This is a genomic window from Ruminococcus sp. RTP21358st1_G6_RTP21358_211008 (assembly GCF_040908885.1).
GTDB classification, from domain to species: Bacteria; Bacillota; Clostridia; order Lachnospirales; family Lachnospiraceae; genus Blautia_A; species Blautia_A faecis.
In genome coordinates this window covers 36287-57210 of record NZ_JBDGDM010000001.1, presented here as the reverse complement: position 1 = coordinate 57210, position 20924 = coordinate 36287, and the positions used below count along the sequence as shown (strand labels likewise).

At 44.2% G+C, this 20924-nt stretch carries 22 protein-coding genes; 21 read left to right on the top strand and 1 reads right to left on the bottom strand.

Features of this window, described 5'->3' with window-relative positions; translation table 11 throughout:
• Positions 1-6: 6 nt before the first annotated feature.
• From AB5Z12_RS00260 to AB5Z12_RS00245, 4 genes are read left to right on the top strand one after another with little or no spacing between them, the layout of a single operon-like run.
• Entirely contained in the window at positions 7-789 is a 783-nt protein-coding gene (locus AB5Z12_RS00260) for a ParA family protein (protein ID WP_002596301.1), read from the top strand.
• Positions 782-1663, top strand: coding sequence for a ParB/RepB/Spo0J family partition protein (locus tag AB5Z12_RS00255; protein WP_002596302.1), 882 nt, complete (start codon positions 782-784; stop codon positions 1661-1663). Before AB5Z12_RS00260 ends, AB5Z12_RS00255 begins: the two co-directional genes overlap by 8 nt.
• A gap of 15 nt (positions 1664-1678) precedes the next feature.
• The gene (locus tag AB5Z12_RS00250; RefSeq protein ID WP_014081158.1) at positions 1679-2743 is read left to right on the top strand and encodes a DUF6017 domain-containing protein; all 1065 of its coding nucleotides are present in this window, start codon (positions 1679-1681) and stop codon (positions 2741-2743) included.
• Positions 2724-3056, top strand: a complete 333-nt coding sequence (locus AB5Z12_RS00245) for a DUF6050 family protein (RefSeq protein ID WP_038259775.1) — start codon at positions 2724-2726, stop codon at positions 3054-3056. Before AB5Z12_RS00250 ends, AB5Z12_RS00245 begins: the two co-directional genes overlap by 20 nt.
• Before the next feature lie 46 nt (positions 3057-3102).
• Here the strand turns inward: AB5Z12_RS00245 and AB5Z12_RS00240 are convergent, their stop codons facing one another.
• Positions 3103-3309: a helix-turn-helix transcriptional regulator gene (locus AB5Z12_RS00240; RefSeq protein WP_002596305.1), complete on the bottom strand. Its 207-nt coding sequence runs from the start codon at positions 3307-3309 to the stop codon at positions 3103-3105.
• A gap of 100 nt (positions 3310-3409) precedes the next feature.
• On the opposite strand from AB5Z12_RS00240, the gene AB5Z12_RS00235 reads away from it, so the two are divergent.
• The 17 genes from AB5Z12_RS00235 to AB5Z12_RS00155 all read left to right on the top strand — a co-directional run bounded on the left by AB5Z12_RS00235 (position 3410) and on the right by AB5Z12_RS00155 (position 20815).
• Positions 3410-3571 (top strand): hypothetical protein, encoded by a 162-nt coding sequence (locus AB5Z12_RS00235; protein WP_002596306.1) that lies wholly within the window; start codon positions 3410-3412, stop codon positions 3569-3571.
• A 38-nt stretch (positions 3572-3609) separates the two neighbouring features.
• Entirely contained in the window at positions 3610-3978 is a 369-nt protein-coding gene (locus AB5Z12_RS00230; protein ID WP_014081156.1) for a hypothetical protein, read from the top strand.
• A gap of 92 nt (positions 3979-4070) precedes the next feature.
• Complete coding sequence (locus AB5Z12_RS00225) at positions 4071-4727, top strand: hypothetical protein (RefSeq protein WP_044024707.1); 657 nt, start codon at positions 4071-4073, stop codon at positions 4725-4727.
• A gap of 78 nt (positions 4728-4805) precedes the next feature.
• Positions 4806-5354 (top strand): hypothetical protein, encoded by a 549-nt coding sequence (locus tag AB5Z12_RS00220; protein WP_002596309.1) that lies wholly within the window; start codon positions 4806-4808, stop codon positions 5352-5354.
• Between the two features lie 114 nt (positions 5355-5468).
• The gene (locus AB5Z12_RS00215; RefSeq protein WP_002596310.1) at positions 5469-5894 is read left to right on the top strand and encodes a hypothetical protein; all 426 of its coding nucleotides are present in this window, start codon (positions 5469-5471) and stop codon (positions 5892-5894) included.
• 119 nt (positions 5895-6013) lie between these two features.
• Positions 6014-6490 (top strand): PcfB family protein, encoded by a 477-nt coding sequence (locus AB5Z12_RS00210; RefSeq protein ID WP_002596311.1) that lies wholly within the window; start codon positions 6014-6016, stop codon positions 6488-6490.
• Positions 6487-8340: a VirD4-like conjugal transfer protein, CD1115 family gene (locus tag AB5Z12_RS00205; protein ID WP_083382899.1), complete on the top strand. Its 1854-nt coding sequence runs from the start codon at positions 6487-6489 to the stop codon at positions 8338-8340. The genes AB5Z12_RS00210 and AB5Z12_RS00205 overlap by 4 nt, the downstream gene beginning before the upstream one ends.
• 107 nt (positions 8341-8447) lie before the next feature.
• Positions 8448-8663, top strand: coding sequence for a Maff2 family mobile element protein (locus tag AB5Z12_RS00200; protein WP_071144656.1), 216 nt, complete (start codon positions 8448-8450; stop codon positions 8661-8663).
• 3 nt (positions 8664-8666) lie between these two features.
• Positions 8667-9539, top strand: a complete 873-nt coding sequence (locus AB5Z12_RS00195) for a VirB6/TrbL-like conjugal transfer protein, CD1112 family (protein WP_038259682.1) — start codon at positions 8667-8669, stop codon at positions 9537-9539.
• Between the two features lie 63 nt (positions 9540-9602).
• The gene (locus AB5Z12_RS00190) at positions 9603-9998 is read left to right on the top strand and encodes a PrgI family protein (RefSeq protein WP_002596354.1); all 396 of its coding nucleotides are present in this window, start codon (positions 9603-9605) and stop codon (positions 9996-9998) included.
• The gene (locus AB5Z12_RS00185) at positions 9958-12408 is read left to right on the top strand and encodes a VirB4-like conjugal transfer ATPase, CD1110 family (protein ID WP_002596355.1); all 2451 of its coding nucleotides are present in this window, start codon (positions 9958-9960) and stop codon (positions 12406-12408) included. The genes AB5Z12_RS00190 and AB5Z12_RS00185 overlap by 41 nt, the downstream gene beginning before the upstream one ends.
• Positions 12408-14996 (top strand): CD1108 family mobile element protein, encoded by a 2589-nt coding sequence (locus tag AB5Z12_RS00180; RefSeq protein ID WP_002596356.1) that lies wholly within the window; start codon positions 12408-12410, stop codon positions 14994-14996. The genes AB5Z12_RS00185 and AB5Z12_RS00180 overlap by 1 nt, the downstream gene beginning before the upstream one ends.
• A 21-nt stretch (positions 14997-15017) precedes the next feature.
• Positions 15018-15302, top strand: coding sequence for a hypothetical protein (locus AB5Z12_RS00175; RefSeq protein ID WP_002596357.1), 285 nt, complete (start codon positions 15018-15020; stop codon positions 15300-15302).
• Positions 15277-17001: a CD1107 family mobile element protein gene (locus tag AB5Z12_RS00170; protein ID WP_002596358.1), complete on the top strand. Its 1725-nt coding sequence runs from the start codon at positions 15277-15279 to the stop codon at positions 16999-17001. The genes AB5Z12_RS00175 and AB5Z12_RS00170 overlap by 26 nt, the downstream gene beginning before the upstream one ends.
• Positions 17002-17004: 3 nt before the next feature.
• Positions 17005-19104, top strand: coding sequence for a type IA DNA topoisomerase (locus AB5Z12_RS00165; protein WP_014081130.1), 2100 nt, complete (start codon positions 17005-17007; stop codon positions 19102-19104).
• Positions 19105-19119: 15 nt separating this feature from the next.
• Positions 19120-19482 carry a helix-turn-helix transcriptional regulator gene (locus tag AB5Z12_RS00160; RefSeq protein WP_002596360.1) on the top strand — a complete coding sequence of 121 codons (363 nt, stop codon included), beginning with the start codon at positions 19120-19122 and terminating at the stop codon, positions 19480-19482.
• Positions 19483-20455: 973 nt separating this feature from the next.
• On the top strand, positions 20456-20815 hold the full coding sequence (locus tag AB5Z12_RS00155) for a TnpV protein (RefSeq protein ID WP_306467766.1): 360 nt from the start codon (positions 20456-20458) through the stop codon (positions 20813-20815).
• Positions 20816-20924 lie beyond the last annotated feature (109 nt).

Genomic DNA, 20924 nt, shown 5'->3' with positions numbered 1-20924 from the left:
TCTATCATGTGTAAAATAATCGCAATCGCAAACCAAAAAGGTGGTGTGGGCAAGACCACCACAACCAGTAATTTAGGCATAGGATTGGCAAAACAGGGCAAGAAAGTCCTGCTGATTGATGCCGATGCACAGGGCAGTCTGACAGACAGTCTTGGCTTCACAGAGCCGGACAAGCTAGAGGAAACACTTGCAACAGCACTTGGCAATATCATCAATGATGAAGATATGGAAGCGGATTATGGTATCCTGAAACACAAAGAGGGAATTGACCTGATGCCGGGAAACATTGAGCTTTCCGGTCTGGAAGTATCACTTGTAAATGTGATGAGCAGAGAGCTTGTGATGCGTTCCTACATAGAGCTGGTAAAGGATAATTATGATTATATTCTGATTGACTGTATGCCCTCTCTCGGCATGATTACTATAAACGCTTTTGCCTGTGCGGACAGTATTCTGATTCCAGTGCAGGCGGCATATCTTCCGGCAAAAGGGTTGCAGCAGCTTATTAAGACCATAGGAAAGGTCAGGAGACAGATTAACCCGAAGCTGATGATTGAGGGGATTCTGCTGACAATGGTGGATGCTCGAACCAATTATGCAAAGGACATTACTGCATTACTGGTGGAGAATTACGGTAGCAAGGTGCGGATATTTGAAAACAGTATTCCCATTTCCGTCCGTGCGGCAGAGATTTCCGCAGAGGGTGTCAGTATCTACGAACATGATCCGAAAGGCAAAGTAGCCGCTGCTTATCAGTCTTTGACGGAGGAGGTGCTTGGGAATGAGTAAAGCAGGAAGTGCCGCAAAGGTAAAATTAAGCAGTTATGATGATTTATTTGGAAATGCAGAAGAAAAGACAGGGAGCGAAGAGCAGATTATCAGAGCCAAGCTCACGGATTTGCATGAGTTTAGAAATCATCCGTTCCGTGTACTGGACGATGAAAAAATGGAAGAAACAACGGAAAGCATCAGTAAGTATGGGGTGCTCGTACCGGGAATTGCAAGACCGAGGGCAGAGGGTGGCTATGAAATCATAGCCGGACACCGCAGAAAACGAGGTTCAGAACGGGCAGGAAAAGAGGATATGCCTGTGATAGTCCGCAATTATACAGACGATGAAGCTACGATTATCATGGTGGATTCCAACATTCAGCGTGAGGACATTCTGCCAAGTGAGAAGGCGAAAGCTTATGCCATGAAATACGAGGCTATGAAGCATCAGGGCAGAAAAGGAAACGGAAATACGCTTGACGAGGTAGGAGAAGCTGCCGGAGAAAGCGGAAAGACGGTGCAACGGTATATCTGGCTTGCAAGGCTGTCCGATGAGCTGCTAGAGTTGGTTGACAGAAAGAAAATCGGTCTGGTACAGGGTGTTGACATTTCCTTTCTGTCGGAAGATGCACAACAGTGGGTGCTGGTAATCCTTGAGGAAAGCGGAGCAAATATTTCCACAGTACAGTCTGCCAAGCTGAAGGAATATGGGAAAAGCGGCGAACTGACGCTGCCGATGGTGCGTCTGATACTGACCGAGGAAAAGCCGAAAGAGAGGAAAGTTACAATCAAGTCTGAAAAAATCAGCCAGTTTTTTTCAGAGGAATACTCCAGCGAAGAGATTGAGGGGATTATCCTGCAATTATTGGAGGAATGGCAGAAGAAACAGTAAAGGGGGTGCGGTAAAATGGGTAAACAGATACAGTTTGATTATTACTATGGGATTGAAGCAGAACAGTTTTCCTTTTATCGTGTTCCTCGGTTGCTGATTAAAGACGAGCGTTTCAAGGGGCTTAGCAGCGATGCCAAGCTCCTGTACGGTCTGATGCTTGACCGTATGTCACTGTCTATGAAAAATGGCTGGTTGGATGAAGAAAACAGAGCCTATATCATTTATACTCTTGATAATGTCATGGAGGATTTGGGATGTGCAAAAGCAACCTGTGTTAAGATTATGAAAGAGTTGGACAGTGATAATGGGATAGGATTGATCGAAAAGAAACGCAGGGGACTTGGAAAACCGGATATTATTTATGTAAAGAATTTTGCCACAATAGGAGAAGCAGAAGAAGAAACGCCTGCAAATGCTGATGTTTCCACAGAAGTTCAGGATTTGAACCTCAAGAGTTCTAAAAGTTATACTTCCAGAAGTTCAGAAACTGAACTTCAAGAGGTTCAAAAAGCAGACTTCCAGAAGTCTAAAAATTTTACTTCAAGAAGTACAATATCTGAACTTGCGGAAGTTCAAAAAGCAGACCCTAATTATACTAACTATAATCATACTAACCAGAGTAATATTGATAGGAATTATATCAATCCTATCAATCAATCCGGCAGTGAGTTGGAAGGGGAGATTGATGTGATGGAAGATGTCAATGCTTACATGGAAATCATCAAAGAGAATATTGAGTACGAACATCACATGAAATATGGCAGATGGCAGGACAAAGGGCTGTATGAGGAATTGTATGAGGTAATCTGCGAGATTGTATGTGTGAAGCATAAGACTGTTAAAATCGGTGGAAATGATTATCCATATGAGCTTGTAAAATCAAAGTTCCTCAAACTGAATAGCTCCCATTTGGAATATGTGATAGGATGTATGCAGGAAACAACTACGAAAATTGCAAATATCAAGGCATATATGGTAACAGCTCTTTATAATGCACCCTCAACGATGAATCATTATTATCAGCAGGAGGTACAGCATGATATGTACGGAGGTGGCTGGAATGAAAAGAATATTGGTTAAAATTGTGCTTCCGGTATCGTTGCTGGCAGTTTGGATGATAACCTGTTATCCGATTTGCAGAAAAGCAGAAGGATTTGATTTTTTCCTGTATTGGGTACTGGTCGGCTGTCCTTATGGGATCAGAAAAATGTGTATGATTCTCATACCAAAAAATTTCGGAATTGCAGGAAGTATAGGAATACTGGCACTGAACTGTATTGTAGGTGGTCTGATTGGCGGTGTGGTTGTAATTCTGAGAATGGTTATGGTGCTGATGGAGATAATAAAGATAATCAGTGATACTTCTGGACACGATGTCCAAAGGTGCAGATGAAAAGCGAAAATGAAAAAGGCATTGTTCATCAATCAGAACAACACCTTTAATTATCATCCGGGACGTATTCCATAATCTCTTCAATCCGGCAGTTAAGTATCTGGCAAAGCCTGTTTAAAATAAGCGTTTTTACAACAAGGTTCTGCCGAAGCCGCTGAAGCTGTGCTTTATCAATGCCATAATCTTTGATAAGCTGGTACTGGCTGATTCCTTTTTCCTTTAGCGTACGCCAAAGCGGATCGTATTTAATCATACTGAAAGCTCCTTTCCACACTTGTATTCTAAGTGCATGAAACATATAATAATATGGTGCGTGTACGCACCATAAAACATACAAGGAGAGTAAAAAAGTTATGGAACATAATGAGTTTAAGGATCAGCTATACGAAGTATTAGATGAAAATGATGTGGCTTTAGGGATTGAGGATATAGATACCTCTGATGCCGCAAATATTTTTACAATAAAAACAAGGGACGGAAGTGTTTTTGAAATAGAAACACGGAAGATTGAATAAGAGGCAGCACGATGCCTCGAAACAGGAGGTTTGCAACTGTGGAGAAAAGTTACATTACAGACATAGAACGGGAACGGTGCAAAAAGGTTGCCGCAGCCTATGCAGAACTGTATGAGCTGGAAAGCATTTTGGTATTGGATGTAGGACGGTACGGTTTTGTGAAGCTGCAATATTACACACCGGAGTATGGATTTAATGATGTTATAACCTATACAGACAGTGAGAGTATGTTTGAGGACTTATGGCAGGAATGGCTTGATACCCGGCTCTATCTCTTCGCAAAGGGAACGCCGATGCTGGAAATGGGATATGAGGAAATCTTCAAATGTCTGCCGGAGGAAAAACAGAAAGAGCTTTTAGAGCAAAAAGCAGTATTTGCAAAAATGGCAGAAATAGAACTGAAATAAAACAGCGTCAGGGCAGTTATGAATTGAAAGATTTGTAGCTGCCCTTTTTTTATTGCTTTTGGACACGATGTCCAGAAGCGGAAAGGAGCAAAATGGAATCATTACGAGATGTAAAAAGAGTTATGGAACGGGAGATAGAGAAAGGGAGCTGCCCATTACAGTTTGAATATCTGGAATTTGGAGAAAAACCGTTTCAGTTCATAGAATCAGAGGAAAAGCTGAATGAGGTGCTTTCGTATTTGTTGCGGTTGGGGGAATATAGAGGATATACGGAGCATCTTGTAGGAAATAACGTGTATATGGATTTGGATATGTTGTGCCGGAAAATTCAGTTTAAGCGTACCCATTCCCCTGTGGAGCGTAGTGAAATCCAGTGGAAAATACAACGCTATAAAAATAAACTGAAACCGGACTATGCAGGTAAGGTTTGTTTAGAAATAGTGCAGTGCGTTTTCAGTCTGCCGGAAGGAGCAGCGGAGAAGGACCAGATTGTATATGATGGACAGAAAACCTATGCTTTTGCCATGTCAAATAAGTATATTCTGGGACTTTTTACTCATTGTGAAGCCGCAAGAAAATCTGCTGTGGAGGACGGTGTGGAGTTTGTACATCTGCCGGAGAATGAACAGAAAATCGTCAGTCTTGAAAATGTGAGGAATGTGTTGTTTCAGGCATTGCTGCTTGATAATGTTACGGTGGAGAATGGTCTGTTCCATGCACAGATGTGTACGGTTATGCTGTTGAAATAAATGTACCGGAAATATTTGATACAGGCATAAATTTTGTTATAATGGCTTTGAACAGAATTTGTCCGAAAGAGGGATTGTATGAAACCAAATCATCATTCACTGGCATATAAACAGCAGAAACAGCCGAATAAGACCTATAAGGATTTAAAACAGAAGCAGAAGATGAAAATAGCAGACTGGATGTTTCGGGAAACCTGCATTTTCTATAAGGAAAATGGAGAGATACCAAATGAGGAGGTAGCAAAGCAGATTATTGACCGGATTTATGAAAAACTGAAATCTCTTGCAATCTGGGTTCCGTATGAAGAGGTTTACCGAGCATATCTTTTAAAATTGCCACGATATGAGCTTCGTATTGCGGAAAATGGGATACCGGAAGAAAAGCCGCCGAAGGAGAAAAAGGAGGATGTGCCGAAAAAGAAAAAGGGAAGCAGTAATAAGCGGTGTCCGGTATGCGGCAGGAGAATGAAACAGCAGTTTATTGGTTTGCAGCATTGCAAATGTGGAATGAGCTGGAAAAAGGACATCGGCTTTTTTGAGCGAACCGGAGATATGGTGTTTGCCTTGGAGCGGAGAAAAATAGGAAATAAACAAAAACAGTGCCCTGTCATTCGATATAAGGAATAGGGCATGGAAAAACAGAAAACAGCGTCAGGGCAGTTATGAGTCGAAAGATTTGTAGCTGCCCTTTTTTATTGCTTTTGGACACGATGTCCAGAAGCCGGATGGAGGTCAGATGAAATGAAAAAGAGAGAATTTCAGAAAAAAGCAGCCGCAGCGTTATTGGGAAAACTGGCAGATGTTGTGATGGAACTGGAAGAAAATCCAAACATCACAATAACGTCGGAGTATCATAGTAGCTATTTTAAATTGAGAAAGAATTACAATCTGATTCAGATTTCGGTCAAGCAGACAGGAGAGCTGACGTATCAGTTGACGGATATGCTGGGAAACACAGGCAGAAGTCAGATTTATGTACAATATCATGCTGGAGATGATCCGGAACATTTGATAAAGAAGTTTGTTGAGGATTTTGGGCGGCTTTATAAGGATTTTCTTTTAGCGGGAACGCTGCATGATTTTGTTCGTATCCAGTTATCTGTGGATGCAGATACAGAGGAAGCATTAAGGGAGTACGAGGACTGTATCAGAGCAGGCTGCCTGTAAATCAGAATTTTTGGACACGATGTCCAGAAGCGGAAAGGAGAGAACATGAAATATTTACTACATCGGCTGCTTGTTCCGCCCTGAAGGAACAGCAGTAAAAAGGAAAGAAGGAGGTACAGATGCAGGAAGAAGTAACGCAGAAAACAATCGCCCTTGTGATTAAGGCTGCAAAGCTGGATGCCAATATCCTGAAATCTGCCATGAGAATGTATCTGAATCATTGCAGAAAACAGGCACAGAAAACGCATGGGAAAGTGTCGGTTAAGGAACTGGTGGGCGAGGGTGCAGGTGCTTCATCCATTGAAATCACAGATGGCAATATCAAATCCTTTGAGCGGGTAGCTCGTAAATACAATGTTGATTTTGCTGTGAAAAAGGATAAGACCACCGAGCCACCGAAGTATCTGGTATTTTTCAAGGGCAGGGATGCCGATGCTGTGGCACAGGCATTTAAGGAATTTGTTTATGGAAATGAGAAAAAGAACAGTAGGACTTCTGTAAGGCAGAAATTAAAGCATTTCCGGGATGTGGTATCAAAGGATCAGAACAAAGAACGGAGCCGGGAAAAGAATAAGGACAGGGGGCAGAGCCTATGACTAATATCATAGCAGGCATTACCAAAGATTTAAAAGCTGTCCCCAAAAAGCTGAAGGAAAAAGCAAAAAGTGCAGATGTTAAAAAGCTGATACTGCTGAATCTTCCCTATGTGCTTGCCGGGTACTTCTGTAATAAGGCAGCATTTTTATGGAGAGTGGCAGAGGGCAGTAATGCGTCTGACAAGATGATGGTAGTAATGAGCCAAATGGACAGGATGTTTTCCAATCCGTTCCCCAGTTTTTTTCTGAGTGATTTGCTGATTGGAATCGCCGGAGGCGTTGCCTTAAAATTCATTGTTTATTATAAGGCGAAGAATGCCAAGAAATTCCGGCAGGGTGTGGAATACGGTTCTGCACGGTGGGGGAATGCCAAAGATATAGAGCCATATATGGATTCTGTATTTGAAAATAATATTCTTCTGACCGCTACGGAGCGTCTGATGATGTCCGGCAGACCGAAAGAACCGAAGTATGCAAGAAATAAAAATATTCTTGTGATTGGCGGTTCCGGCTCCGGTAAAACAAGATTTTTCGTGAAGCCGAACCTGATGCAGATGCACTCGTCCTATTGCGTCACTGACCCGAAAGGCACAATCTTAGTGGAATGTGGGAAGATGCTGAAGCGGGGCAAGTATAAGATTAAAGTCCTCAACACCATAAACTTTGCAAAATCCATGCATTATAATCCATTTGCTTATCTGCGGAGCGAAAAGGACATTTTGAAACTCGTCAACACAATCATAGTCAACACAAAAGGAGAGGGGCAGCAATCCGGTGAGGACTTTTGGGTCAAAGCAGAAAAACTCTATTATACAGCATTGATTGCATACATCTGGTACGAAGCACCGGAGGAAGAACAGAATTTTGCCATGCTGATTGATATGATTGATGCAAGTGAAGCAAGAGAGGACGATGAAAACTTCAAAAATGCTGTTGATCTGCTCTTTGAGGAGCTGGAGGAAAAAGACCCGAACCATTTTGCTGTAAGGCAGTATAAGAAATATAAGCTTGCGGCAGGAAAAACAGCGAAGTCGATTCTGATTAGCTGCGGTGCGAGGTTAGCACCATTTGATATAAAAGAGCTGCGTGACCTGATGGAATATGATGAACTGGAGCTTGACACGCTGGGAGAGGAAAAAACAGCGTTGTTCGTTATTATTTCTGATACAGATGCTACGTTTAACTTTGTGGTGTCTATCATGTATTCCCAGCTCTTTAATTTGCTTTGCGACAAGGCAGACGATGTTTATAACGGAAGGCTCCCGGTTCATGTGCGTATGCTCCTTGATGAGTTTGCGAACATCGGGCAGATTCCACAGTTTGAGAAGCTGATTGCTACGATCCGAAGCAGGGAAATATCAGCTTCTATTATTTTGCAGTCAAAATCACAGCTCAAAGCGATTTACAGGGACAATGCCGATACCATAGAGGGCAACTGCGACACTACGCTGTTTCTCGGAGGAAAGGAAAAGACCACCCTAAAGGAATTAGCAGAGGTATTGGGGAAAGAAACCATTGACCTGTACAACACCTCGGATACGAGGGGGACGAGCCAGTCCTACGGTCTGAATTACCAAAAGACCGGAAAGGAACTGATGAGCCAAGATGAGATTGCTGTCATGGATGGCGGGAAATGTATTATGCAGCTTAGAGGTGTCAGACCATTTTTCTCGGATAAATTCGATATAACGAAGCACAAGCGGTACAAAGAGCTGTCCGATTATGACAAGAAAAATGCCTTTGATATGGAACAGTATGTGAAACATCTGCACCACTTGAAGGTCACAGAAAAGACAAAGGTAGATGAAGCCTTTGAATGCGGGGAGATTTCCCCGGATACAACTGAATAGGAACATTTGGACACGATGTCCAGAGGTACAGGAGTTTTGCGGATAGAAAGCAATGCTCCTTATTTTTTGCAAAAAATAAATTTTCGGAAAGAACGAGGTAACTGAATATGGCATTTTTTACATCAGCAGTAACAGGATTAAAGACCGTTGTAACCGCAATCGGAGCAGGCGTGGCAGTATGGGGCGTTATCAATCTTCTTGAGGGATACGGAAATGATAACCCAGGGGCAAAATCACAAGGGGTCAAGCAGCTCATGGCGGGTGGCGGTATTGTAATTGTGGCACAGACGGTAATTCCGCAGCTTACAAGCCTGTTTTCCTAAGTCATGGGAGCGATTCTCGACAAGATAACTGAATTTATAAAGGAAATACTGCAAGGGTGGGTCATGGACAACCTTACTACGATGTTTACAGATGTGAATGATAAGGTCGGAACAATCGCAGGGGAAGTCGGCAGGACACCCAGTTCATGGAACAGCGGAGTGTTTTCTATGATAGAGAACCTTTCGGAAAATGTGATGATACCCATAGCGGGCATGATCATCAGTGCGATACTCTGCTATGAGCTGATTACAATGGTCATGGATAAGAACAATATGCATGAAGTAGGAAGCGAGTTCTTTTTCCGTTACCTTATCAAAGCCTGTATCGCTGTGCTGCTTCTCAGCTACACCTTTGACATCACAATGGCGATTTTTGATGTGGGAAACCATATCGTGACCAGAGCAGGCGGTATTGTTTCGGGTTCCACTACCATTGATGTGACGGATACCCTAAAAACCATGTTTGACAGTCAGATTGATACAATGGGCATCGGCGAGCTGATCGGGCTTGGTATCGAAACTATGATTGTCAGCTTATGTATGAAAATCATCTCCCTGCTTATTACCGTCATGCTTTTCGGGAGAATGATTGAAATCTACCTTTATATTTCAGTAGCTCCGGTTCCCTTTGCCACATTCAGTAACCGGGAATGGGGCGGTATCGGCAACAATTATATCAAGGGACTGTGTTCACTGGCGTTTCAGGGATTTTTCATTATGGTATGCGTGGCAATCTATGCGGTGCTGGTATCCGGCATTGCGGTTGCGGACAATCTGCACACAGCACTGTGGTCGGTGGCAGCTTATACCGTTGTTCTGTGTTTCAGCCTGTTCAAGACAGGTTCCCTTGCGAAATCAATCTGGAATGCTCATTAGAACACATTTCAAAGAAAGGAGGGAACAGCCGGGGCTTGCAGTATCAGCTCCGGCTGTGATGTTATGGCAATATCCGTAGCAGTGCCAAAGAATTTAAGCGGCATAAAGACAAAAGTAGCGTTAAATCTGACGAAACGCCAGCTTATTTGCTTCAGCGGTGCAGGTGCGGTAGGGATTCCCTTTTACATTTTTACAAAAGGGTTTATCGGCACACAGGCATCGGCACTTTTGATGGTAGCGGTCATGCTGCCTTTTTTCTTTCTGGCAATGTATGAGAAGGACGGATTTCCGGCAGAGAAGATTCTGTATTTTATGATAAGGCAGAAATTCCTCACACCGGGGATTCGTCCCTACAAATCAGAAAATATTTACAGAAGATTAGAAGAAACAGAGCGTATAAAAGAGGAGGTGCGTAAACTTGAAGAAAAAGCAGGCGGCAGAAAAGCCGGACAGACATAAGAAAAAAGGAAAAACGAAGCCGGGGCTGACCTTTGTGGAGCGGAGAAGGCTTGCGGAGTTAAAACACATGCTTGCCGGAACGAATAAAAACGCAGAAAAGCCCACCACAGCACAGAAGACCATTACCTTTCAGAAGATGTACCGGGACGGTATCTGTCAGGTCACTTCTGGCTTTTATACGAAAATGGTGGAGTTTTACGATATAAATTATGACCTGCTGGAAATCGAGGATAAGGGGGAAATACTGGAGGAATACAGCAGGCTTATCAATTATTTTGACCCGTCTATTAAATTTGAGCTGTTCCTGTTCAACCGACAGGTTAACGAGCAGACCTTAATTGACCAGTTTGACATTCCATTGCAGGCAGATGATTTTGATGATATTCGTGAGGAATACACGCAGATGTTAAAGAAACAGGCTGCAAAGGGAAATAACGGTATTATCAAATCAAAGTATCTGATTTTTGGAATTGAGAGTAAAGGCTTTAAGGAGGCAAGGGCAAAACTTGTCAGCATTGAAGCAGATGTGATTAAAAATTTGACTAATCTGGGCACACACGCTAAGAGCCTTGACGGAAAGGAACGTCTGCGTATCCTGCATGAGTATTTTAACCAGGATACTATGGAGCCTTTCCGTTTTTCTTTTAAGGAACTGGCGGAGTCGGGAAAAAGTGTGAAAGATTACATCGCTCCGCCGGGATTTGATTTTCGCTATCCGAGTCGTTTTAAGGCGGGAAAAATGTATGGCAGTGTGCATTATCTGGATATTATTGCCCCGAAGTTTGATGATGAGTTGTTGAAAAAGCTTCTTGATCTGGATGCGAACCTGACTATTACCATGCATATGCAGACAATGGATCCGGTCAAGGCGATTAAGATGCTAAAAGGTGCTTTGACGAATATTCAGAAGATGAAGATTGAAGAGCAGAAAAAGGCGGTAAGGTCAGGTTATGACATGGACATTCTTCCAACGGACATTATCACTTATGAAAAAGATACCCTTGACCTTTTGGACGATTTAAACAGCAGCAATCAGAAAATGGTAAAGATGACATTTCTTCTGACCTGCTATGGCAGAAACAAGCGGGAACTGGAAAATATCACGCAGAGGGTATCCGGCATTATCCAACAGGCGAACTGCAACCTCAGATGTATGCAGTATTTACAGGAGCAGGGACTGATGGCATCGGCACCAATCGGGTGCAACGATACGGGAATTGAACGGGATTTGACAACAAAGAGTACCGCTATCTTAGTACCGTTCTGTACGCAGGAATTATTTATGCCAGCTCCGGCTATTTATTATGGTTTAAATGCCCTTTCCAACAACATGATTATGGCAGACCGGAAACGGCTTCGTACACCAAACGGTGTGATTCTTGGTACACCGGGAAGTGGTAAGTCTTTTAGTGCAAAGCGTGAGATTCTTTCCTGTTTCCTGATGACAAAGGACGATATTGTGGTCTGCGATCCGGAGGGCGAGTATTTTGCCCTTGTGGGAGCATTGCACGGACAGGTGGTAAGGCTGGCAACCAATTCCAAAGATTATTTAAATCCGATGGACATTCAGCTTTCCCATAAAGGGGATAAGGAAGCCTTAAAGCTGAAATCCGATTTTATCATTACTCTGTGTGACTTGATTGCCGGAGGAAAGAACGGTCTGGAAAATGATGAGAAAGGTATCATTGACGAATGTATCCGTCATATTTACGATGCTTATTTTGAAAATCCCGTACCGGAGAATATGCCTATCCTTGAGGATTTGTATAATGCCCTGTTAGAGCATAAGAACAAAAAGGCAGAACGGATTGCAAACTCCCTTGTGCTATATGTGCATGGTTCGCAGAATTATTTTAACCACAGGACGAATGTAGACAGTCAGAACCGTATCATGTGCTTTGACATCAGGGACTTGGGAAACCAGTTGAAAGAGCTTGGAATGTTAATCGTACAGGATGCGGTCTGGAACAGGGTATCGCAGAACCGGGAGCGTAAGATTGCCACCCGCTATTATTGTGATGAGTTCCACCTTTTGCTGAAGGAGAAGCAGACCGCTATCTATTCGGTGGAAATCTGGAAGCGTTTCCGTAAGTGGGGCGGTATTCCTACGGGGCTGACGCAGAACGTAGGCGATTTTTTGAAGTCGGAGGAAATCGAGGGAATCCTCGGCAATTCCGATTTTGTATATCTCCTGAATCAAAATGCAAAGGATCAGGCAATCCTTGCAGATAAGCTGGGATTGTCAGAAAAACAGCTTGCCCATGTAACCAATTCCGAGCCGGGGTGCGGACTGATTCTGTTTGACAACGTGGTTATTCCGTTCGTAGATAAATATCCGGTAGATACCAAGACCTTTGCGGTTATGAATACCAAACCAGAGGAAAGTGTAAGGCAGGAGGTAAATGAGTAGTGGCGGAGAAAAAGAAACAGAAACCGGCTGCATTTGCACAGGAGAAAAAAACCTTTACCGGAGAAATTCCAAAGAAAGCAAACGAGGGTAAAGGTAAAAAATCCGCAGCATATCAGCCGAGAGATGCAGATACCACTTCTGGACACGATGTCCAGAGGTCGAAAAATACAAAGAAGTATCAGAAAGCAGATGCTTCTGGACAGAATGTCCAAAAGTCCGAGGGAGCAGAAGCCGGAGAGAAGTCTAAAAGCGATTTTATGCAGCCGGACAGCACTTTTACGGAGGAAGCCGGAGAGGAGCAGGGTAGAAAAATTGCCAGCGATGACTACCGCCACAGGGACACCTATCATTCGTCACAGAAAAAGGGCAGGTATCAAAGGCGGGAGATAAAGAGCCGGGAGCGAGTAAAGCAATTTGATTTTGAACAGGATTTCCAGACAAAGGACACTACCTTTACCGAAGAGGCAGAACCGGAATTTCATGGAAGCAAAAAGTTAGACCGACTGCAAAAGAAAGCGGAGAAAGCCAGAAAAAAGACGGAAGCTGCAAGAAAGAAGATTCCAAAGAAAACGGAGTATTCTCTGGAGCGTGTTTTTGATGAAAAGACGGGCAGAACAAAGTATGTATTGACTTCTGTAAAAAAAGAGAAACCATTCAAACCGGACAGTCCGGTAAAAAGAGCGGCTGGCAGGGTGGGAATGGAATCTTCTAATTTTGCCCATAGTAAGGTTGCCGAAGTGGAGAAAGAAAATTCCGGTGTGGAGGCTGCCCACAAGACAGAGCAGAGCGGGGAAGATGTTTACCGCTTTTTCAAAGGGCATTACAAAGGGAAAACGGAAAGACGGAGAGCGAAAGCTGCAAAGCTGGAGAAAAAGCAGATGCAGAAAGAGGTCAATTTCCGTTATCAGAAGTTCTTGGAAGAAAATCCGGAAATGCAGGAAAAGACCATTCAGAAGCAGTTGCAGAAAAGACTGCAAAAGCAGCGTATCAAACGGGAATATGCAAAAGCAAGACGGGCGGGACAGACAGCGAAAGCCGCAAAGGAAACAGCGGCGAAGTCCGGGAATCTTTTTACAGCGGCAGCCAGAAAGATACAGGAGATTGCATCAAAAAATGTTTCGCTTCTGCTTGCCATAGGAGCCTTTTCGGTGCTTCTTGTGATGATTATGACAGCAGTATCTTCCTGTGGGGCGATGTTTGCCGGAGGAATCAGTACCACGCTGGCAGGAAGTTATATGAGCGTTCCGGCAGAAATAGATGCGGCAGATTTAGCTTTTTCTGAACTGGAAAAAGAATTGCAGGCAGAGATTGATGCCATAGAAACCACTTATCCGGATTATGATGAGTACCGTTATAATCTGGCATCTATCGGGCATGACCCATTTGCACTGATCAGCTATCTGTCGGCAGTCCATACGGAATTTACTGCAAGTGAGGTACAGGCAGAAATAGAATATCTGTTTGATGAAATGTATGAGTTGACACTAAATCCTACAGAGGAAACGAGGACAAGGACGGTAACAAAAACAGGCACTCATACGGTAACAGACCCGGTTACGGGGGAAACAACAGAAGAGGAATACGAGTATGAAGTGGAAGAGGAATATACCGTAACCATTCTGGAAGTGACCCTGACAGCAAAAGATTTAAACGTAGTAGTTGCCGGACGCATGAATGAGGAGCAGAGAGAAATCTATGCTTTTTATAACCAGACCCACGGGCTGACACAGCAGTTTTATAAGCCCCTTGATTTATATTGGTACAACTATGTGAGCAGTTATTATGGCTGGCGTATCAATCCGGTCACAGGGCAGGAACAGTTACATCGGGGCGTAGATATTGCAGTACCTACCGGAACAACCGTATATGCGGCGATGGACGGGACAGTAACTACCGCAACTTATGACAGCTATTACGGAAATTATGTAGTGATTGAAGATGAAAAAGGCTACTGCACAAAATATGCCCACATGGATACCTTAAATGTCCGGGCAGGACAGAGCGTGACGCATGGAAATGTGATCGGAACAACAGGGAATACGGGAAGCAGTACCGGAAGTCATTTACATATCGAATGTCTGTATCAGGGGGAATATTATAACCCTCTTTTTTATTTTGAAGCAGGCACGGATACGCTGTATGGCGAAACGCCGGGCAGCGGAAGCGGCGGAGGAAATGTGATACCGCCGGATTCCTATGACGATGCAACCGTGCAGGCACTTATGGAAGAAGCGGCGAGATATTTAGACTATCCCTATGTATGGGGAGGCTCCAGTCCGTCCACCAGCTTTGACTGTTCCGGTTTTGTCTGCTGGGTATTTACAAACAGCGGTGTCCATAACCTGCCACGAACCACAGCACAGGGCATTTATAACCAGTGTACGCCTGTGTCGGCGGCAGATGCAAAGGCGGGGGATATTATCTTTTTTACAGGTACATACAATTCGGGCGTACCAGTCAGCCATGTGGGGATTTACTGCGGAAACGGGGTCATGATTCATTGCGGAGATCCAATCAGTTACGCTTCAATCAATTCGTCCTATTGGCAGAGCCATTTTTATGCGTTTGGAAGATTATCAGGAAATTAAAATAACAGGAAGTGAGGAACGATGACGAAAGAGAGAATTGTAAAGGAGCTTTCCAAAGTCCGGGAACAGCTTGCGGGATTGCAGGCGAGGGAGAGGGATTTGGCGGAACAGCTTCAGATGGCAGAGGATGCGGAGAAGATGAAATTCATTGAAAAGAATAAAATCTCTCTGGATCGGCTGATTCTGTTAAACAAGGTCAGCGAAGAAGAAATTATGCGTCTGCTGAAAGAAAAAGAGCAGAAAGAAGCAGCACAATCAGAAGAAAGGGAGGCTTACAGCCATGAAGAACAGGAAGTTATCATCTAAGGCAGTTATATCACTGATATTGTCCGCTGTGCTATTTACCATGCCTGCGGTAGCGTTTTCTGTAAATGGGAACTACGCAATCAGCGCTTTTGCCGAAGAAACAAAAGAAACCGAAGAATCCAAACCGGAGGAAAGTACGGAGCAGACACCCGGCGAAAGTGAAACTGATGTCAGTACGGAGGAAAATACAGAAAACAGTACCGAGGGAAGCACGGAAGAAACTACGGAGGGCAGCACGGAGGGAAGCACCGAAGGCGGCACCGAAGAGAATACAGAAGGCAGTACCGATGAAAGCACCGGGGATGGCACTGTATCGGGAAATGATAAACCGGAGCCGGTATGTAATTGCGAAGATCAATGCGGTGCGTATGAGTATGACAAAAACTGTCCCGTCTGCGTCACAGATTATAAGCTCTGTACCTATAAAAAACCGAATGTGAGTATCAAAATCAGACAGCCGGAGGAGTGGCATAATGACATTGTTTCCGTTTCTTTCAGTGTAAAAGATACCGCAGATACGGGGAATTTTGAAATCGCAAAGATAGAGGCAAAGGTAGGGCAGAATGGAAGCTGGACAGATGTGACGGAGGAAAAGAAATTAAGGATTTCCGAGAACTGTACCGTGTATGTGCTTGTCACAGACCAGAAAGGCAATACCTATGAGAAGAACCGTGCCATAAAGTGCTTTGATACCGTAAAGCCGACCTTAAATGCGGCAGTCAGTGACGGGCTTTTAAGCATACAGGTACATGATACGGATTCCGGTGCAAAGGCGGTATATGTCAATGGATATGAGTTTACAGATCTGACGGGCGGTACGTTAAATATCCGCCTCCAGCAGTTTGACGCAGGGTATGAGTATTTTACCATTTCTGCAATGGACAATGCCGGAAATATGTCTGAGGTTTATAAAACGAAAAATCCGTACTATAAAGACCCTGCCGATACCAGTGATGGGAATCCGGCGGAGCAGCTCCCGGAGAGTGCGACCCCGACGAAACCGGGGAGTGCTACGGGAACCGTGACGGAGCATACCAAAACAGACAGTAACGGAAATACCACATCACAGACAAGTCCTGCCGAACAGAAAAAGCAGGCAATGAAAGAAGCTGCGGAGGCAGAAAGCGGGAAAACAGAAAGTACGGAAAAATCCGGTCAGGGCAAGGAGTTTTATACTATTCAGACCGCCACGGAGAAAGTTTTCTATCTGATTATTGACCGGGACGGAGAGGAAGAAATGGTATATTTTTTGACTGAGGTTACGGAAAATGACCTGTTAAATGCAACTTCCGATAACAGTGAAACCTTGCCGAAAAATTCCGCTGCGTTGGAATCTGCAATTCCGAATGGGGAGAGTGCATTGCCAAACAACAACGGAGAGCAGGCAGATACAGAGGGAAAGGAAACGGAAACAGAAAAAGGTACGGAAGGTGCAGAGAGTACGGGAAATACAGAGGAAACCGAACCGGAGCCGGAAGTGAAAGAAGCACCGAATCCGATGATTTCGTATGTGCTGATTGGTAGTCTTGCCTTAATCGTTATCGGAGCTGCTTATTATTTTAAGGTTGTCCGCAAGAAAAAAGAGGACTTTATCGAGGACGAAGATGAAGATGAGGAAGATAACGAGGAGTATGAAAACGAAGATGAGGAATCGGAGGAAGATACGGAAGAAGATTTCTTTGACGAACAGGAGGAATAAGGTATGCAGTTGGTGGTTACAGAGAAGCCCAGCGTAGCACAGGCAATTTCCCATGTGATCGGGGCGAAAGAGAGAAAAGACGGTTACATGGAGGGAAACGGATTTCTCGTTTCATGGTGTGTAGGACATCTGGTAGAGCTGGCACAGCCGGAGATGTATTCAGAAGCATGGAAAAAATGGAGCTATGAGAGCCTGCCCATGATACCGGAGCAGTGGCAGCATGAAGTGAAAAAGGAAACAGCAACGCAGTATAAAATCTTGAAAAATCTGATGCACGATACAAGAGTTGAAAGTGTGGTGTGTGCCACCGATGCCGGACGGGAGGGAGAACTTATCTTCCGTCTGGTATATGAACAGGCAGGCTGCCGGAAACCAATGAAACGCCTGTGGATTTCATCAATGGAGGAGAGTGCAATCCGTGACGGGTTTGAAAACTTAAAGCCGGGAAGCGATTATGACAGCCTGTACCAGTCTGCACTTTGCAGACAGCAGGCAGACTGGCTGGTGGGATTAAATGGTACGAGATTATTTACTGTACTGTATGGCGGAAAGGTATTAAAGGTGGGCAGAGTACAGACGCCCACCCTTGCCATGCTGGTAGACCGTGAAGTGAAGATTATGAATTTTGAAAAAGAGCAGTATTACATGGCTCATATTCTGATGGATGGGATAGATGCCATGACAGAACGGATTGACGATAAGGCAAGGGCAGAAAGTATTGCTGCAGCGTGTGAAAGTCAGAGTGGAGTGGTTCGTTCCGTTATAAAGGAAAATAAAAGCGTTGCACCACCAAAACTTTATGACCTTACCACGCTTCAGCGGGATGCCAACCGTATCTTTGGTTTTACTGCAAAGCAGACATTGGAGTACACCCAGAGCCTTTATGAGAAAAAGCTGGTCACTTATCCGAGAACGGACAGCCAGTATTTATCCGATGATATGGAAGAAACTGCAAAAGCGGTAATCGGGGCAGTTTATCAGGCGATTCTCTTTGAGGAACAGACCGGAGCAGAGCCGGATATAAAAAGAGTGTTGAACAGTAAAAAAGTGACCGACCACCATGCAATTATTCCCACCATAGAAATTACAAAGACAGACCTTTCCGCTGTGCCGGAGGGAGAAATGAAAATCTTATCCCTTGTCGCTAATCGTCTGTTATGTGCAACCGGGAAAAAGCAGTTGTATGAAACGGTAAAAGCAGAGTTTTCCTGCGGTGGTTACAGCTTTCATGTATCCGGAAAAACGGTTCTGCAGAACGGGTGGAAAGAATTTGAAGCAGCATTGAAACGTACCTACCGGGTAGAAAAAACAGATGAGGATAAGGAAGAGAAGAAACTGCCGGAGCTTTCTGAAGGCATGACGTTTCCAGTTATCCAGACAAAGGTAACAGAGCATTTCACGCAGCCTCCCAAACATTTTACCGAGGACAGCCTGCTTTCTGCGATGGAACGTGCCGGAGCAGAGGATATGGGCGATGAGGTGGAACGCAAAGGACTTGGCACACCTGCCACCAGAGCTGACATTATTGAAAAGCTGGTCAAAGACGGTTTTGTGAAACGGGAGAAAAAGCAGATGCTTCCCACCGAGGACGGGATGAAGCTCATTACTGTTCTGCCGGATATGGTAAAATCCCCGAAGCTTACAGCAGATTGGGAGAATACGCTGACTTTGGTTGAAAAAGGCGAATACACCATGCAGGAGTTCATGGATGGCATTGAAGATATGGTGCGGGAGCTGGTGCAAACCTACCACAGTATCAGTGACGATCAGAAGTCTTTGTTTGGAACGATGCAGGAAGTGCTTGGAAAATGCCCGAAATGCGGCAGCGATGTAGTAAAAGGAAAATTCGGTGCTTACTGCAAACAAAAATGCGGCATGAATGTGGGTAGGGCAATGGGAGCAACGTTTTCCGATACACAGATGAAAAGTCTGCTTGAAGGGAAAAAGACCCTTGTGAGAGGATTAAAAGGGAAAAAGGGAAGCTACGATGCGTACCTGATTCCGGAGGGAATTGAGGATTATTCTTATATCAAAGACGGAAAGGAAATCAAAGGTTCGCAGTACAAATTCAAGATGGAATTTCCACCGAGAAAAAGCAAGTGAAAAGGAGACAGAAAAATGAATACAGAAATGAAAAAGACCGTTGTTTACAGCACCGGAGATAAAATTTTAAACATTATGAAAGAGCAGGATATGGATATTCCAGAACTTTCTTTGCGGTGCGGTGTCAGGGAAGATGTATTGATGGATATTCTGGCAGGTATCCGGGAAGCAGATATAAGTACGCTCTGCAAAATTGCAGACGGACTGGAGATTTGTGTACGGGAGCTTTGCCCTGATGAAGAAAGCTATGTCGTTCCGGTGGAAAAAGATATCCTTGCAAAGCTCATTGTGATCAGCGAGCTGAAGGAGATGGAATTGGAGGAGCTGATTGGCACAATTCTGGAAAACGGTATCGAAGAACACGGTTTTTATGAATAAGGCGGCGGGGGTTATCCCCTCCGTCATTTTGGAGGAATGCTTATGGTAACAAAATATCAGATGATTTCCTATCTGGCGGAGGATACCGCAAAAGAGATAGCGAAAAACGGGCAGGAGTGGACAAGGTATCTGACTACCGCTGCAAGGCTTTATAAATATCCGTTCAATGAACAGATACTTATTTTTGCACAACGACCGGATGCAACAGCCTGTGCGTCCCTTGAACTATGGAATGAGAAGATGAATTGCTGGGTAAACCGTGGAGCAAAGGGAATTGCCCTGCTGGATACGGAAAATTCCTATACAAGATTGAAATATGTTTTCGATGTGTCCGACGTACATAAGGCAAGGCGGATAGGACGTGATCCGAATTTGTGGGAGTTGCGTGAGGAGCATAAAGAAACAGTCCTGGCACAGCTTGAAAAGACATACGGAGAAACGGATAAAAACAGCTCCTTTGAACAGCGGATAATGGAAATATCCAATCGGATTGCTTTGGATTATTATGAAGAACTTCTGCCGGAAATCGAATATGTGAAAGAGGGCAGCTTTTTAGAGGAACTGGACGAGTTAAATGTAGGTGTCAGGCTTCGTGATACGCTTTCTTCCAGTATTGCTTACACCATACTGTCACGATGCGGTGCAGATATGGAACTGTGGAAAGACGAGCAGGGATTTGAATATATCAGCGACTTTAATACGATGAAAACCCTGTCTGTTGTTGGTACAGCCACCACAGATATGTGCAAGCCGCTTTTAATGGAGATAGGCAGAACCATAGGAGCGTATGACCGCCAGATTGCCCGCAGGAAGGCACAGGAAAAAGCTAATGCAGGACGCACACAAACTTCTTTGGAAAATACGGAGAAAGTGCTTGCAAATGAAGCAGATACAGACTATAATGCTTTAAAGCGCGAAAGCGAAAAGGAGCTACAAAACAATCAGGAGATAGAAATACAGAGCAAAAAGGAGGATGCGGCACATGAAACTGACATACGAAAAGAACGGGGATTATCTGATTCCGAACCTGACAGCGAACGAGGAACCGGAGGGAACGCTGACGAAGTACGGTATGATGCGGAAGAACTTCTTACAGGAACACCGGAAAGGGATTTATCAGGGCATGATACTGGCGGGCGAGCTGAAAGCACACTGTCTGGAGATACAGGAGCAGGCAGAGCAGAGAATGGAAGCCCTGAGCGAACAGATGGCGAAAGCAGAGGGAGTGAACGAGGAACTGAAAGCAGCCGATCAGATGAAGTGGGTAGCGAAGATGAACAACATCAGACATTCAGCGGAGGAGATCGTGCTGACGGAACTGATTTACAGTTAGAAAATGACATACAGGAAGAAGAAATACCAGAACCGGATAGTGGAGAACATTCATTATCCGGTTCTTTTTTTCCGAAGCTGTCTGAAACAGAGCAGGGGGAGGACTTACA